13 protein-coding genes and 1 other RNA gene are annotated in these 16490 nt (G+C 45.4%); 2 read left to right on the top strand and 12 right to left on the bottom strand.

Annotated features, from left to right (window positions below):
• Nucleotides 1–416: 416 nt before the first annotated feature.
• The 8 genes from ssrA to GQY27_RS18515 form a co-directional block, all read right to left on the bottom strand.
• Nucleotides 417–780, bottom strand: a transfer-messenger RNA (tmRNA) gene (gene ssrA, locus GQY27_RS18550).
• A 257-nt stretch (nt 781–1037) separates the two neighbouring features.
• Nucleotides 1038–1517, bottom strand: a complete 480-nt coding sequence (gene smpB, locus GQY27_RS18545) for an SsrA-binding protein SmpB (RefSeq protein WP_160036738.1) — start codon at nt 1515–1517, stop codon at nt 1038–1040.
• 287 nt (nt 1518–1804) lie between these two features.
• Entirely contained in the window at nt 1805–2833 is a 1029-nt protein-coding gene (locus GQY27_RS18540; RefSeq protein WP_160036737.1) for a Gfo/Idh/MocA family protein, read from the bottom strand.
• A gap of 87 nt (nt 2834–2920) precedes the next feature.
• Complete coding sequence (locus GQY27_RS18535; RefSeq protein ID WP_160036736.1) at nt 2921–3955, bottom strand: Gfo/Idh/MocA family protein; 1035 nt, start codon at nt 3953–3955, stop codon at nt 2921–2923.
• A 98-nt stretch (nt 3956–4053) separates the two neighbouring features.
• Nucleotides 4054–4965, bottom strand: a complete 912-nt coding sequence (locus GQY27_RS18530) for a sugar phosphate isomerase/epimerase family protein (RefSeq protein WP_236570655.1) — start codon at nt 4963–4965, stop codon at nt 4054–4056.
• Nucleotides 4966–5065: 100 nt separating this feature from the next.
• A complete protein-coding gene (locus GQY27_RS18525; RefSeq protein ID WP_160036735.1) occupies nt 5066–5890 on the bottom strand; it encodes a carbohydrate ABC transporter permease in 825 nt (274 codons plus the stop codon).
• A 44-nt stretch (nt 5891–5934) separates the two neighbouring features.
• The gene (locus tag GQY27_RS18520) at nt 5935–6897 is read right to left on the bottom strand and encodes a carbohydrate ABC transporter permease (RefSeq protein WP_201450758.1); all 963 of its coding nucleotides are present in this window, start codon (nt 6895–6897) and stop codon (nt 5935–5937) included.
• 21 nt (nt 6898–6918) lie between these two features.
• Complete coding sequence (locus tag GQY27_RS18515) at nt 6919–8295, bottom strand: ABC transporter substrate-binding protein (RefSeq protein WP_160036734.1); 1377 nt, start codon at nt 8293–8295, stop codon at nt 6919–6921.
• Between the two features lie 134 nt (nt 8296–8429).
• On the opposite strand from GQY27_RS18515, the gene GQY27_RS18510 reads away from it, so the two are divergent.
• Both GQY27_RS18510 and GQY27_RS18505 read left to right on the top strand, forming a co-directional pair.
• Nucleotides 8430–10232 (top strand): sensor histidine kinase, encoded by a 1803-nt coding sequence (locus GQY27_RS18510; RefSeq protein WP_160036733.1) that lies wholly within the window; start codon nt 8430–8432, stop codon nt 10230–10232.
• Between the two features lie 117 nt (nt 10233–10349).
• On the top strand, nt 10350–11417 hold the full coding sequence (locus tag GQY27_RS18505) for a response regulator transcription factor (protein WP_160036732.1): 1068 nt from the start codon (nt 10350–10352) through the stop codon (nt 11415–11417).
• A 166-nt stretch (nt 11418–11583) separates the two neighbouring features.
• Here the strand turns inward: GQY27_RS18505 and rnr are convergent, their stop codons facing one another.
• The 4 genes from rnr to eno all read right to left on the bottom strand — a co-directional run bounded on the left by rnr (nt 11584) and on the right by eno (nt 16443).
• On the bottom strand, nt 11584–14262 hold the full coding sequence (gene rnr / locus GQY27_RS18500; protein WP_160036731.1) for a ribonuclease R: 2679 nt from the start codon (nt 14260–14262) through the stop codon (nt 11584–11586).
• 282 nt (nt 14263–14544) lie between these two features.
• Complete coding sequence (secG, locus tag GQY27_RS18495; protein ID WP_160036730.1) at nt 14545–14775, bottom strand: preprotein translocase subunit SecG; 231 nt, start codon at nt 14773–14775, stop codon at nt 14545–14547.
• Between the two features lie 92 nt (nt 14776–14867).
• Nucleotides 14868–15053: a YjfB family protein gene (locus tag GQY27_RS18490; protein WP_160036729.1), complete on the bottom strand. Its 186-nt coding sequence runs from the start codon at nt 15051–15053 to the stop codon at nt 14868–14870.
• A gap of 103 nt (nt 15054–15156) precedes the next feature.
• Nucleotides 15157–16443, bottom strand: a complete 1287-nt coding sequence (eno, locus tag GQY27_RS18485) for a phosphopyruvate hydratase (protein ID WP_160036728.1) — start codon at nt 16441–16443, stop codon at nt 15157–15159.
• Nucleotides 16444–16490: the final 47 nt, after the last annotated feature.

Here is a 16490-nt window from a genome sequence, read left to right as displayed (position 1 = left end):
CTTGTTATTCAGTGTGTTGCTTACTGGCTAACTTCTTGGCCGGAATTAGAATATATCATGCTGATAAAAATTATGCAAGTACTTTTTTCGAAAAAAATTAAGCATGACTTATACTCTTCTAACCCCATGTGGATCTGCAGACAATGACACTCCATTCTTGGTTAGACGAACTTTTACATTTCGTTATTCCCTAACTATTAATGTGGAAGTAAATATAGAGATTTGGGCTGGTATTCTCTACTAATAACACATCTGTTAATTTGAATATGAAAAACAAACTTTTCGGAAGTATTCAATAGAGAGAGCATTGCAAACTGGCGACAGAGGTAAGAGGTAACTATGCGTTTCGAACTGAGTCCCTGATCAACAATCCATATTAATTTAAAAAACCCAGCCCTTATCAGGGCTGGGTTTATGTATGGAGGCGAGGGGAGTCGAACCCCTGTCCGAAGATAACGCCACATAGGCTTCTACGGGTGTAGTAACAGATTTAATGTCACCCTAGAGACTCCCCGTTACCGGATTCCCTTCAGGTCAGCCTGGTTGTCTTCTTCAGCTAGCCGCAGGCGGAGACTAGACAGCGTATCCCACTAAAGTTGAGCCCTTATCCCGGTACATGGGCGATACAGAGTAAGAGCACGCTCACAGGTTATTAAGCTGCGAAAGCGTAGTTGTTTTGTTGTTTGCCGTTTAATTGGCTTTAGCGTTGATGAAGCGGACGCGTCCCCACTACCCGCTACCCATGCTCGAACTATCCCCGTCGAATCCATAAACGCCCCCTTAATAAAAAGGGCTTCTTGGATAGATCGGATCATGATCCTGAGCAAAAAGTAGATCTATTCCGCATCCTTTTCCTCCATGGTAAAAGGATGATCAGAAGCAGTAAAAACTTGTCTTCACGAGATCGTATGTTCCTCTCTCGTACGAAACTTAGTATATCACAAAAATATATATAATGCGACAGATGGCAGCCTACATCTTGCAGGTAAACAAGGAGACAGTTACCATATGAAGCTTCATACCCTAAACCTTAAATCTTAACGAGCAATCTTCTGCTTCTCGCGCAGTGCACGCTGAATGTCACGCTGTGCATCCCGCTTCGCAGCAGTATCTCGCTTATCATATTGCTTCTTACCTTTACCAAGTCCAAGAAGCAGCTTCGCGTACCCATTCTTGATATAAATCTTGAGTGGTACGATTGAGTATCCATCCTGCTTGGATAATCCAAGGAGTTTATGGATCTGCGATTTATGCATAAGCAGCTTACGCGTTCTTGTTGGGTCATCCGGATTGTTACGGTTCCCTTGCTCAAATGGACTAATGTGCATGTTGTGAATATGAATCTCACCATTACGAATCGTCGCAAAGGCATCTCCTATATTCGCACGACCATTCCGCAGAGACTTAATCTCCGTACCGGTCAGCACCATCCCTGCTTCATACGTATCCTCGATAAAGTAGTCATGGGAAGCTTTTTTATTCTGCGCAAGCACTTTACTGTCCGTATTCTTCGCCATGTTCTCACCTCTTCTCAGGATCATTTATTCACTGGACGGTATTGCTAGCTAACTCTGTTCCGGTCTTTATTGTAACAAATATACAGACCCAAAATCAAGGTAACAAACCTCTATATGCATTGTACCCCAAACAAGCTTTTTTGAAGCATCAGAAACTATTAATATTACCTCTACATCAGCCTTCATTCCTCCCCCTGTTTAAATCCTCATAAAAAACAAATCAAGGCCCGCAGAAGATTGATCCTGCCGGCCCATCTTCCCTCTTCAGTCACTCCTACATGTCACGCCTATCTCACAGCGAAATACTCTTTCAGCCGAATTTCTTCTTGCTGACGAGAAGAAGCATACGTTCCAAGTATGATCTCCAGCGAATGTCTCCCCTCTTCTCCGGTTATCACCGGCTCTCTTTGCTCACGCACCGCATAACAGAGATCACGGATCTGCTCCCTATGTCCATCAGGAATCACTTGAAATGGCGGAAATACAGGAAGCTGAACCTGCTGCCCTTCAATCTCCAGCTGCACAATATCTTCTTCTTCGATGATTAGCGAACCTTTCTCACCGTAGATTTCAATACGCATTCCTTTGCCTTTGTAGGCAGTTGTTGTAATTTCAAGCACACCCATTGCGCCACTCTCATACTCAAGCATTGTAATAGCGGTATCCTCTACCTCGATGTCCCTCAGCACATTCCGAGCTTTGCCCTGCAATGAAACGACATTTCCAGCAAGCCACTGCAGCAAATCGACTGTATGAATCCCCTGATTCATCATCGCTCCCCCGCCATCCATTTCCCACGTCCCCCGCCAGCCGGCACTGTCGTAATAATCCTGACTGCGATAAATTTTGACGTAAGCAGAACATAAGCTGAGCCTGCCCAAAGCCCCTTGTTCAATAAGTTGCTTCGCATATTGTGCTTGAGGAGACATCCTTCTTGGGAAAATAGTAGCCAGCTTCACGCCCGCCTCGCGGCAAGCCTCAACCATCCGGTCCATACCCTTCATCTCAATAGCCATCGGCTTCTCACAGAGAACATGCTTTCCTGCCTTAGCGGCCCGAATCACTTGCTCGACATGCAGTCCGCTGGGAGTACAGATACATACCGCTTCAATGTCCGTTCGTGCAAGCATCTGATCTAGATCACTGTAAGCAGCCGCCCCGTATTGTGCTGAGAACCTAGCTGCCTGATCGGGCTTGCTGTCACATACGGCGATCAGCTCAGCCTCTGATATTTTGACCATCTCCGCTGCATGTACTTCTGCAATAATTCCGCAACCAACAATTCCATACCTTAGCGGTTCCACCTTAGATACCATCCTATTTCCCCCTGTCCCATTCAATGTGATCTCACCTTTATTTAGATCTGGGTTATAAGATTATGACTAAGAGATTGATCTCAAGAACTACACTCGTATGGCCTGCTCATCGGCAAGCAAAGTTGCTTTCGTCGCTTCAAGCAAATCATAATGGGTGAAATCATGTGTTTCTCCTCGGACACGTCTCAAAAAATCCTCAGTCACCGATGCTGCCGGTGCTCTAAGTGGAACTTCCACAATCACTTGTTCATGCGTCATCATAAGCAGCAATTCTTCGTCAGTCGAAACAGCAGGGTCACCGGCAAGCCGAATCTCCGCACTTCCTTTTGTTCCCGTTATAAAAATACGGCCATCGCCCCACGTCCAGCATTTCTCAGGTGCATGCCAATCAGCATATAGCTGTGCTACGGTTCCTTGATCCATTTCTACTTGTACCGCTGCCGTATCATAGAACTCCGGGTACTCCGGCAAGATCTGTTTCCCCATTCTACCGCTCACTTCGCTTACTTCCTGTCCTGTGAGCCATCTGAGAAGATCAAAATCATGTATGAGCAGGTCAATAACAATCCCGCCGGACTGCTCCTTACTAAAATGCCAATTTGGCCTCGTATCAGGCCGTAATCGATGCGGTTTTCGCATCGTAATACTCATCACTTGTCCAAGCACATCTTTACGAATGAGATCATACAGCGTATATACAGCCGGCCGGTATCGCTCCGTTAACAGCATACCGATCTGAATCTTACCCCTGCCTATGATCTGTTCCAACTGATTAAGCCCAGCCCGGTCTACCACAGCAGGCTTATCCAGCATCAGATGTTTTCCATACCGCTCACAGGCAGCAGCGATCTGAATCTTCTCGTTATTAATTGCAGAACAACCGATATACTCTACGTCTTCGTTCGCCAGCAGTTCTGTCGCACTGTCCGCAAAAGGAAGCTGGTACTGCTCTGCTATCTTCCTTGCCAGCGTTTGATCACCTTCATCATAGATCCCAGCACAAGCATGTCCTAGTGCCTGCATTTCCTCTATAAAGATAGAAATATGGGGATGCTGACAGCCGACTATCGCAAAGGCACCGTCACCCTTCCCTTCTTCTGATCTTTTGCTGCCAAACGTCATGGAACAATTCCCCCTTCTCTACCTGCATCTGCACGGGCCCACCATCCTCTGATTCTTCTACCTTCATCATGCATGGGTTCGCCATCCTCTGATTTCAACTATTCAATCGGACTGCTTCTCTTGACCTCTCTCACAGCTTCAAGCTGTCCTTCAATCTCAGCCAGATCATAAGCCAGCCGCTCTTTCGGTGGAAAAGGGGCCGCGCACTCCAGTGTGATCCAGCCGGCATACCCGCTCGTAAGAACAGCAGCCAGCATGGGCCGATGATCTACGGAACCTTCCCCAAGCCTGCACTGCATAAATGCCTCTATGCCATGCCGAGTCCGATTGGTAAAAGACCCTTCTGCACCTTCTATTGCAATCCGTTTCTCATCTTTTATATGAATATGGCTCAGATGACTTCCAAGCTTACGCACGGACGCTTCCCCATAGTCCACACCCGAAATATACATATTGCCTGCGTCATGAATAAAACCAAGCCCTGTTCCACCGGTTAGCTCTAGCAGCCGGAGCGCACTATCTGCATCTTCCACTAAGGTCTGGTTATGAATCTCAATCAATAGCTGAACTCGAGACTCTTCGGCTTCTGTGATACATTTCCGTAAATAGTGAGCCGCTCGCTCATAGTGCTGATTCTCTGCCAAGAACGCATTAGGTCCTCCCGGAAAAACCCGAATGCAAGGGACAGACAACACCTCGGCAATCCGAAGCAACTTATGAAATTCCTCCAGCGCAGCTTCACATTCTTCATCATTTAGAGTGGAAAAGTGACCCGTGTATCCTGCTAGTGCCGGGATGCGAAGTCCAAGCTCCGCTGCATATTCACCTAACTCTTTTACTTCTTCAAGAGGTGTATCTAGTCCAAGGTGAGGAGAGCGGCAGGCAATCTCAATCCCATCAAATCCAAGCTCAGATGTAATCTCCATTGCTTCTCGCAAAGGATAATCTATTAACGATCCGCTAAAAGCAGCTAGGGGTATCTTCTTTGTTAATTCATGCCCACTTCTCATCAGCACGTTCACTCCTCTTCTTCCTAAGTAGGAAGCGACATATGACGCGATATATGGTTTCAATCCATCTACTTCATCTGACTAGGTATAATCCATACCCTTATTTAATCCCTGATGCCGAATGATTTTGCACAAAATATTTCTCAGCAAACAAGAAGACGAGCAGGATTGGAAGCAAACTCATCAGTGCTGCAGCAACCATCAGCTGTTCATTCCCCACCCACTGTCCTTTCAGCCCCAAGATCCCGATCGGAAGGGTGAACTTCTCACTGGAACTCAGATAAATGGAAGGAGCAAGAATCTCATTCCACTTGCTCATAAACGTAAAAATCGCGAGGGTAGCAAGCGAAGGTAAGCTCATTGGCATGTAGATCCGCCAGTAAATCCGCAGCGGGTTGCAGCCTTCCATTTTAGCCGATTCCTCATACTCTCCCGGAATCCCAAGAAACGCCTGCCGCATTAAGAAGATGCCAAAAGGTTGAGCCAGCCACTCAATGACCCAAAGGGGGGTTAGTGTATCCAGCATGTTCATCGAGTTGAAGATCATAAAGTGCGGGATAATGATCACCACAGGCGGAATCATCATCGTACCGAGTACAAATAGAAAGAGTATATTTTTCATCGGAAACCTAATTCTCGCAAACGCATAACCGACTAATGAGCAGGATAACAGCGTCCCAATGACCGAGAGTATAGATACAATAAAGCTGTTCATCGTTTGAGTTCCGAAATCACCGAGCTTCAGCACCTCAGCATAGTTTGACCACTGGAAGATGTCCGGGAACCAAGTAGGCGGTACGGCGGTATATTCTTTATAGGTCTTTAGAGAATTGAGTACAGCCTTGGCAAATGGGACAAGCATAACGAGCGAACTGATCATAATAGCCAGATATGCAGCTGCTTTACGCAGGTTTTTACCGGGCATCCGTATCCACTTCCTTTCTTACAGAAAAACAGGGGCAGCCGCATTTAATTGTAGTGCACCCACCGGTTCTGCATTTTCATCTGTATCAGTGTAAGGCTGAACAAGATCATAGACAGCACCCAAGCAATCGCCGAGGCATAACCCATATGCATGAAGGAGAACCCTTCTCTATACAAATACAGCATGAGTACAAGACTCGCATTTCGAGGTCCGCCTGCAGAAGAGATATCTCCGGCCCCTGTCATGACGTAGACTTGTTCGAATGCCTGAAACGTAGAGATGGTACTTAAGATAATGACAAGAAACGTAGTAGGCGAGATAAGCGGTACTGTAATGGCACGGAATTTATGAAAAGCACCGGCTCCATCGATTTCTGCTGCTTGGTATAGCTCCCCAGGAACACTTTGGAGCCCTGCCAGAAAGAGAATCATGATGTACCCGATCCCTTTCCAAACAGCAATGATAACGAGTAAGGGAATAACCCATTTTTCGCTGTTCAGCCACTGCTGTGGATCAAGACCCCATTTAATGAGAAGAGAGTTCGCAATCCCAAAACGGGGATTAAAGATGGAATCCGCCACATAAAGAATAACCGTCCAGGAAGAGATCACCGGAATAAAGTGAGCCATCCGGAATAATTTTAGTCCCTTCAGCTTCTGATTCAGCATCACGGCGAGGATAAGTGCAAGTACGGTCTGGATCGGCACGAAAAGAATAGCAAAGTAAAGGGTGTTCCATAGAGACTTCCAGAATAAAGGTTCCTGAAATAACTGCTGATAATTCCCTAGTCCAATCCACTGCGGTGGAGTTAACATGTCATACTTTGTGAAGCTGAAATAGAGGGAGACAGCCAGCGGACCTGCCACGAAGACGAGAAAATGAATCAGATAGGGGGACACCATGAGGAGTCCCCACCTGCCTTCTGATCGCAATAACCTGCTTCGTCCCGCCGCCTGAAACCTCCGCTTTTTCTTCTGTACTTCTGGAGGAGTTTCACTTGGGATCATGGGCGGCTCTCCTTTGTCTTCTTATTGATAGAAACCATCCAGCACTTTCTGTATATCTTCATTCGCTTTTTTCAGCGTTTCCTCTACTGGTGTATCTCCAAGGAACGCACGCTCTGCATTTTCGTTAAACTTTGATACCCACTCTTCCCATACGGCATTCGTATCGAGAGTCCCGGCAAACTCAAAGCTATCTAGGAAAGCCTGACGATTCGCAGGGTTTGCTCCAGAGGTAAGGAATACGTCAGAGTTTGCTACCGATTTTTTCACTGGAACGGCTTCACCAAGTGCTGCCCACTCTTTTTGTACTTCATCTTCTGTTGCCCAGAATTTCATCCACTCCCATGCCGCTTTTGCCTTAGCTTCGTCTGCCTTCGCGCTGATTACCCATGAATTTGCAATAACGGGAGCAAAACGCTTGCCATCTGGACCTGTCGGAAGGAGCGCTACATCATAATTCAGTCCTGCTTCATTGGCTGCCTGAACACGTGCATAAATTCCGATCCGCATCGCAGCAGATCCGCTAGGGAATACAGCCATTGAGCTTTGGAAACTTTTCAGATCAACTGGATCCGTAAAGATTCCTCTGTTCATACCGTCTACGATCCAGTTCATTGCCTGCTTATTTTCTGGTGAATCTACGATGGACTTAGTATTTGTCTCATCCAGAATGCCCCCGCCATAGGATTTCAGCACGGAGAACCAACCTTCGGTAATGCTAAAAAAGGTTAGACCGAACTGGCTTACGTTATTTGCATCAAAACTCGCATCCACAGCTGTCTTTCCGCTTGCATCTACTGTCAGTTTTTCCGCGGCAAGCTTCAAATCTTCCCAGGTCCAGCTATCCTCTGGGTAACTTACTCCCGCTTTATCGAAGAGATCTTTGTTGTAATACAGCACACCAATCTGAATGCCTTGAGGTATTCCCCAATAGTGACCTTCGGCATCTTTATTGAACTCTAAGCCATAATAATCCTCTTTATTCAGATCCTTATCGATCCATTCTGTCACATCTTTCAGCGTGCCGCGTTCCGCATATTTCATGACAAGTGCTCCATCGGATAACCACACATCCGGGGCTTTACCCGCTGCAATCTGGGTATCGAGTTTTTGATAAAACTGGCCGTATGGCGCACTTTGTGTTTTTACAGTAATGTTAGGATGTTTATCCGTAAATTTGGTGATGAGTTCTTTCATCTTGGCATCGCTTTTTCCATCTGAATAATAACCAAGGGTAATCTCGGTTTGTTCTTGCGCTGGTGTATCTGTGCCTGGCTTAGGTTCTGTTACTCCCCCCGGTGAATCTGCATTACCACTCCCGCCCTTACTGCAACCGGCTGCGAATACTGTCAGCACAAGCAGCATACATACGAGTACAGACATTCCTTTACGCTTGACCATGAAACCGCCCCCCGTTATATTAGATCCATATCACACCTTATATTGTAAATATTGTAATTTAAAGTTGAATGGTTTTTTGTATTCCGGTTGTCTTTTCCTACACTGAAGTTGGCAAGGGAGTGATTGTGCAGTCCATGCTGAAGAATCTAACCATTAACAAAAAACTCATTGCCATTAGCCTGTTGTTCGTCTGTCTGCCTGTTCTTCTGCTCGGTACCTATTGGTACAATGCCTCCACGGAAACCATTGAAGAATCGACTATTGCTTCAAACCAGCGGATCGTGACCCAAACCACAGAGTACCTAAACTTGTACATTGCCGGTCTTGAAACCTCCACCTACCCTTCTCTATCGGGCGCAAGCATTCAGAGTCTCATTAACAGCCGCAGCCTGTCTCCTTACGCCTATCTGAAACTATCTGAATCCATTGAAAAGGGGATCTTTGCCCAAATGCTATACGGCCGAGATGATGTCGTCGGCATGTCCCTTGTAGCAAAGAATGGTTTTGTTGTCAGTGACTATACCCGCGCTCCCGAACTTCTGAATATGGATCAAATTACGCACCAAAATCAGCTGTTATTAGAGAAAATGGAACGAATGGACGACTTTCATATTGAAGGGATACGTTATGTAGGTTCCGAGCCTGTCCTCACCGTGACTCGAAAGATTCCAAGCAATCAGAGCTATCTGTTTGAAGGTTTGCTTATTGTCGATCTCCATCTCAGCCAGATTGCAGGCATATGTAAAAATGTCTCTCACCATGAACTTGAAATATGGATTACCGATGCACATAGTGGACAGGTCATTTACCATCCAGAGCAAACGAGAATCGGCACTTCACTCCCCCCCACCCTTGTTCAAGAGCTAACATCCAGCAAGACAGGTTTATTACATGAATATGAAACCGATCTTCAAAATATTTTATTATATGAGCACTCTTCCAAAACAGACTGGGTTGTTGCTCTCGAACAGCCTAAGGACGCCGTAATTGGCGAACTGCTGGATCTTCGTGCTACGGCAATTTACTTTTTTGCATGTATTATGATTGTTACTGTTTTTATCCTAGGGGGATTTTCACTCCAAATCAGTCGTGCTTTGTCGCTGCTCGAGAGGTTAATGAAGCGGGTGCAGACGGGAGACTTTTCGCTGCCGATTACCACAATGACGGAGCGGCGCGATGAGATTGGGAAGCTTTTTCGAAGTCATGCCCATATGGTGGGAGAGTTAAAACGACTTGTGAAGGAGGTACAGTCTGCCAAGCTGAAGGAGCGGGAACATGCACTGGCTCAGAAAGAATCTGCTCTTCAGGCCATGCAGTCACAGATTAACCCCCATTTTCTATACAACACACTAGAGGTTATTAATAGTCATGCGATCATCGAGAACAATGAGGTTATCAGCAAAATGACGACTTCCCTTGCAGACCTTTTCCGCTACAATTTAAAAAATGCACACCAAATCGTTACCCTTCGAGAGGAGATTGGTCATCTTAGAGCGTATTTGGATATTCAGGCGGCCAGGTACCGCAAACTGAGAATCGATATAGACCTTAATGCACTCGATGAATCAATGCTGCATCACGTATATCTGATCCGACTGACGCTGCAACCGCTGGCCGAAAATGCTTTTATTCATGGATATCAGAATCATCGCCTTCCGCCTGTGTATATAGGACTTACCCTGAGCACAGAGGAAGATCGGTATGTTCTCCACATGAAAGACAAAGGATATGGAATGAGTGAAGAAAAGCGAATGCAGTTAAATGTCTATTTTCAGCAAGCACCTGCTTCTCAGGCGATTACATCAAATGGTATTGGTCTCGCGAGTGTACATGAGCGAATTCGTCTGTCTTTTGGAGATGCTTACGGACTGTTTATTGCCTCATCTAATCATGAGGGTACGCATATCGAAGTTAGACTTCCACGCCGAATGAGTTGAACGTAACTCTTATAACTTTTGTCGGATGAACTGAACGTTATTCTCTATATCTTCTCAACAAAATAACCCCCCAGACGGTCACTGCCTATCCCACCTTTACACTTAGGAGGAGTTTTCATGTATAAAGTGATCATTGCAGATGATGAATACATGATTCATCGCAGTTTGGCGAAGCTGGTAGAGTCTTCGGAACATCCTTTTCGTGTCGTAGGTGAAGCTGAAGATGGAGCGGAAGCACTTATGCTGCTGAAAGAGAAACCAGACCTTATCATTACCGACATCTGTATGCCGGGTCTGGACGGTCTCGCTTTTATTGAAAAAGCAAAACAAGTAAGGTCCGATGTTCTTTTTCTTGTTATCTCTGGGTATGGTGAGTTTGAGTATGCACAGCGTGCCCTGCGATTAGGAGTAGAAGACTTCTTGCTCAAGCCCGTAAGCCCTGAGAAATTTCAGCAGACGCTTACAGCCATCTATCACCGATTAGAGAAACATAAACGGAAAGTAATGGATTATAGACAGTGGTTTCTAAGTCAAGAAGAGCTGCTGGTACAATTAGCCGATGCAATCTGGCGTTTGGATGAGAAAGCTGTGGACAATTTGCTTCACAAACTCGTTCACCATTACGAAAAAGAGGCCGCGGAAGAAATTCCTTTTCCCACTTTAAATAATATATTGAAAGAGAAAATGACAAAGGAACTCACGAATCGCGGGCTCCCTTTTCAAGATCCTTCAACCTATAGAGAGTTAACTGCGAATGCAGATGAGAAAATCAAGGACACTTCCTCTGTTCTGACCCAGTGTAGAGCTTATACTCAAATTTTGCTGCATGCGGTGAAATCATCACGAAATTTCGGTTCACGAACTCACATCTCTAAAGCGATTATGTATACAAAAGAAAACCTATCAGACAGCACTTTATCTGTTCAGGTCGCAGCTGATATTGCAGGTATGTCAGTCACCTATTTCAGTCGTTTATTTAAAGAAGAGACCGGGACGAGTTATGTCCAGTACCTTACTCGGCTGCGTATGGAAAAAGCGAAGAGACTGCTTGACGAGCAGCTCCTCACAGCTTCCGAAATATGTGAACGAGTCGGTTACACAGACTATCCTCATTTCAGTAAAACATTCAAGAAAATCTATGGTATTGCTCCGGCTGATTATAGTAAGCTGCATCGAAGCATTTAACATTAGCATTTAGTCTATTTCACAGTCCAAGTACATGGCTTATTCACATAAAAAAAGCTGACACGAAGATCCTGTATCAAGGACCTCTGTGCCAGCTTTTTTGTTTAACCCGTTCTTATAGAGTCATCTGCTTATGGTAAGCTGCTCTATTATTAAGAGGGAGGGACTATTTTTTCTTCTTGCGTACAAATGCGGCCATTCCGTTTTTGTTGCCGCCTTTGTTTTTATTTCGTTTCCGCTTACCCGCTGCTGATTCACCTTCTGCTGCAGGTGGATTCACCGTTTGATCGCTGGAATTCGGATTGCCGATGAAAATTCCGCTTTTGGTTGTTTTCTTTTTACGGCCTTTCCCTTGCTTATAACCGCCCCGGCTTTCAGAGAGAGTTGAACTTGAACCAGAGGACGATCCAGACGAGCTGTATCCACCTTTGCCAGATCCAAATCCAAAGCTTGGACGATCCGATGAACGAGGGTTCGTATTATTGTCACGTCCACTGCGTCCACTTTCTTTACCGCGATTCGCATTACCGCCTGCATTTGCAGCGATATTTTTGGTACCGCGTTTCTCATCCTTGCTTCCTGTCTCTGTACTCCGTCCACGCTGACCTTCCCGGTTGCCGCCACGGCCTCCGCTGCGTCCATCGCTACGTTGACCTCCACGGCCCCCGCGTGGACCGCCTTGACTGCCACCTGGACGTCCTTGACGTGGTTTCATGTCCAGCATCTCAAAGTCGATCGTATAATCATCCATATTTACGCGAGCCACACGAATCTCGAGCTCATCACCGATACGGAAGACCTTTGACGTGCGCTCTCCGATGAGAGCCATGTGCTGATCATCAAAATGATAGTAATCATCCGTGAGCATGCTCAGTCTAATCAGACCTTCTACCGTATTCTCCAGTTCAATAAACATCCCGAAGCTGGTTACACTGCTGATCATACCTTCAAATACTTCGCCGACTTTATCAAGCATGAACTCCGCTTTTTTCATTTTCTCTGTGTCACGCTCTGCCTCTACTGCAACACGTTCGCGTTCGGAAGATTGCTGAGCAATGTCCTGCATACGGCTGGCCAAATACTCTTGACGTTGCTCACTAAGCGCACCGTTATTCTCGAATACTTCACGCATTACACGGTGAATGACGAGATCCGGATAACGACGAATTGGCGATGTAAAGTGGCTGTAGAATTCAGCGGCAAGGCCAAAGTGTCCGGACATCTCGGAATCGTACTTCGCTTGTTTCATAGACCGCAGCATCATAGTGCTGATCACCGTCTGCTCTTTGGTTCCTTGAATATCTTCAAGAAGCGATTGCAGTGCTCTCGGATGAATTGCATTGCCGCGTCCTTTCACTTGATACCCAAAATTCGAAGCAAAGGCAAGGAAATTTTGCAATTTCTCTGGATCCGGGTCTTCATGGACACGATAGATGAACGGCACTTTTAGCCAGTGGAAGTGTTCTGCAACGGTCTCATTGGCAGCGAGCATGAATTCTTCGATAATCTGTTCAGCTACTGTCCGTTCTCTCTTCACGATATCTACCGGCTTACCTTCTTCGTCAACGATAATTTTGCTTTCTTCAAAGTCAAAATCAACTGCGCCGCGGCGCATCCGCATATTACGAAGCTTCATAGCGATTTCCTTCATCAGTTTGAAGTCATCTACCAAGTCGCTATAACGTTCAATTAACTCTGGATCTTCTTCCTCCAGAATTTTATATACATTCTTGTAGGTCATCCGCTCTTTGGTCTTAATGACACTTGTGAATATATCATGGTTAACGACCTTCATCTGCTCGTTAAACTCCATAACACAGGACATAGTGAGACGATCTACCTGTGGATTCAAACTACAGATCCCGTTCGACAAGCGTTTAGGAAGCATCGGAATAACACGGTCAACCAAGTACACACTGCATCCGCGATTATAAGCTTCCTGATCCAGCTTCGAATTTTCAGGTACATAATATCCAACGTCTGCAATATGAACGCCGAGTCTATAATGTCCGTTCGGAAGACGCTCTACATTTACAGCATCATCCAGGTCTTTTGCATCCTCACCATCAATAGTAACAATGTTCAGACCACGCAGGTCACGGCGCCCTTGATGAGCGATTTCCTCTTCTGTAATGGATTCAGGCACTTGCTCTGCTTCTGCCATCACTTCTTCAGGGAATCCCTCTGGAAGTTGATGCTTACGAATGACAGATAAAATATCAATACCTGGATCGTCCTTGTGACCAAGGACTTCAATGACTTCTCCTTCTGCCGCCGCACGGCCTTCCGGATAATTCACAATCTTCACGACCACTTTCTGGCCATCTACTGCGCCTAGAAAACTTCCGCGAGGAATAAAGATATCGCGATTGATCCGCTTGTCATCTGGGATAACAAAGCCGTATACTTCATGATTTTGGAATACACCCACAACTTGGGTAATGGCACGTTTCACAATGCGAACGACTTCTCCTTCAAGTCGTCCGCCCTCTGGGCCTTTTGAAGTTACACGAACAAGAACGGTATCTCCGTTCATGGAACTTTTTAAATCATTGGCATGGATATAAACATCTGGATGCTCACGATCTTCGGGAATAAGGAAAGCAAATCCTTTAGCATGGGCTTGCAGTCGTCCACGAACCATTTGCATACGTCCAGGTACGCCATAGCGGTTTGCACTGGTGAGCACAATCTTCCCTTCATCTTCAAGACGATTGAGCAATTTAAGAAATTCTTTGAACTCAGCAGCATCTTCAATGTGAAAATGCTGTTCCAGTTCCTGATAAGTCATTGGCTTGTAGGCCGTTTCATGCATAAAATCGAGTAATTGCTGTTCTGTTATCATTAGGTTCACCTCTAGGAAACATAAAAGTAGGTCTTTATGTATAAAATTGAATTCAAAATCGGAAATGACAAGTCATGTTAAGATGGATTTATTTGTTCCATTTTCCAGGGTCACTGCCATCACTAAGCATTAGTAAAATCTTACCCTAGTATACACCAAATTAATCTAAACTTTCTCATTACCGTAAAACAAGCCCCCGTAAGGGACATTACAACGAAATCTGTATATTAAAAAACCTCCGTTCCTCACGGAACGAAGGCTGAGTTTGTTATTTTAGAAATCTTACTGGACTACAGCAACTGCAATTGCAAGAACCATAAATCCGATGGCAAAACCTACCGTAATCCGCTCAAGAACGAGTTCCATACCGCGTGCTTTGGACTTGCCAAATAGATGTTCCGCACCGCCGGAGATGGCACCGGAAAGACCTGCGCTTTTCCCTTGTTGAAGAAGGACAACGACAATAACACCGATGGCAAAAATAACGAGAAGCAATTTCAAAACGAGTTCCATAACTTCCACCTCCTAAAAAAATTGTGCGTATACATCACACGCTGATAAACAGTATTCCCATTGTATCATACAACAGATGGAAATAGCAATCCTTAAACCTTGATATCAATTACACTGCCTGATGTAGGATGGGGAGCAGGTGCAGCCGAATTCAACATCTGCACCATCTGCTGACCATTCATTTCTGTTTGATTCTTCGCCATACCCATCACTTGCAGAGAAGCCGCCTGCTGAACAGATGCTTGAGACATAGCCATTGATAATGCTGCAATATCCATTATAATTTCCCTCCTTTCCTTCTTATCTATATATCGGTTACCGAAACAAAAAAAAGAGCCGATCCATTTGGATCAGCTCTTTTCGAAATAAGCAGTAAGCTTATTATTTTTTCAAGTTGTAGAAAGAGTTCAGGCCGTTGTATTGAGCAAGTTCACCCAGTTGGTCTTCGATACGAAGCAATTGGTTGTATTTTGCGATACGGTCTGTACGGGAAGGTGCACCCGTTTTGATTTGTCCTGCATTTGTTGCAACTGCGATGTCCGCAATTGTGCTGTCTTCGGACTCACCGGAACGGTGGGAGATAACAGCTGTGTAACCTGCACGTTTAGCCATTTCGATTGCATCGAAAGTTTCAGTAAGCGTACCGATTTGGTTAACTTTGATAAGGATGGAGTTACCGATTTTTTCATCGATACCTTTTTTCAGGCGCTCTGTGTTTGTAACGAACAAGTCGTCACCAACGAGTTGGATTTTGTCTCCCAATTTTTCAGTGAGGAGTTTCCAACCTTCCCAGTCATCCTCGGAGCAACCATCTTCAATTGTAACGATTGGATATTTTTCAACCCAAGAAGCAAGAAGGTCTACGAACTCAGCGGAAGTGAAGGATTTACCTTCGCCAGCAAGTGTGTATTTACCATCTTTGTAGAACTCAGTAGAAGCAACGTCCATACCAAGAAGAACGTCTTCACCTGGTTTGTATCCTGCTTTTTCGATAGCTTCCATGATTGCGCCAAGAGCGTCTTCGTTGGAAGTAAAGTTAGGAGCGAAACCACCTTCGTCACCTACAGCTGTGTTGAGTCCTTTTGCTTTCAGAACGGATTTCAAGCTGTGGAAGATTTCAGCACCTGTACGAAGAGCTTCTTTGAAAGAAGGAGCACCTACAGGCAGGATCATGAATTCTTGTACGTCAACGTTGTTGTCGGCATGTTCCCCGCCGTTAACGATATTCATCATAGGAACTGGAAGTTGTTTCGCATTGAATCCGCCAAGGTAAACATACAGTGGCAGGTCAAGAGCGTCAGCAGCTGCACGAGCTACTGCCATAGATACTGCAAGAATTGCGTTCGCACCGAATTTAGCTTTGTTTGGAGTACCATCCAAAGAAATCATCAGTTTATCGATACCGAGCTGATCAAGAGCATCCATACCGATTACTTCTGGAGCGATTTTTTCGTTAACATTTTTAACAGCGTTCAAAACACCTTTACCTAGGTAACGGTCTTTGTCGCCATCGCGAAGTTCAACTGCTTCGTGAGCACCAGTGGAAGCACCGGATGGAACGATTGCGCGGCCGATTGCGCCGGATTCAAGATAAACTTCAACTTCAACTGTTGGGTTACCGCGGGAGTCTAGGACTTCGCGAGCATATACATCAGAAATAATAGTCATGTGTAATATTCTCCTTTTGTTTCGAATCTATTGTTTGGCTAGCTAGG

Source organism: Paenibacillus sp. An7 (assembly GCF_009870785.1).
GTDB lineage: Bacteria > Bacillota > Bacilli > Paenibacillales > Paenibacillaceae > Paenibacillus.
Note: the sequence above shows the minus strand (reverse complement) of the source record. Positions and strands in the feature narration are given on the sequence as shown.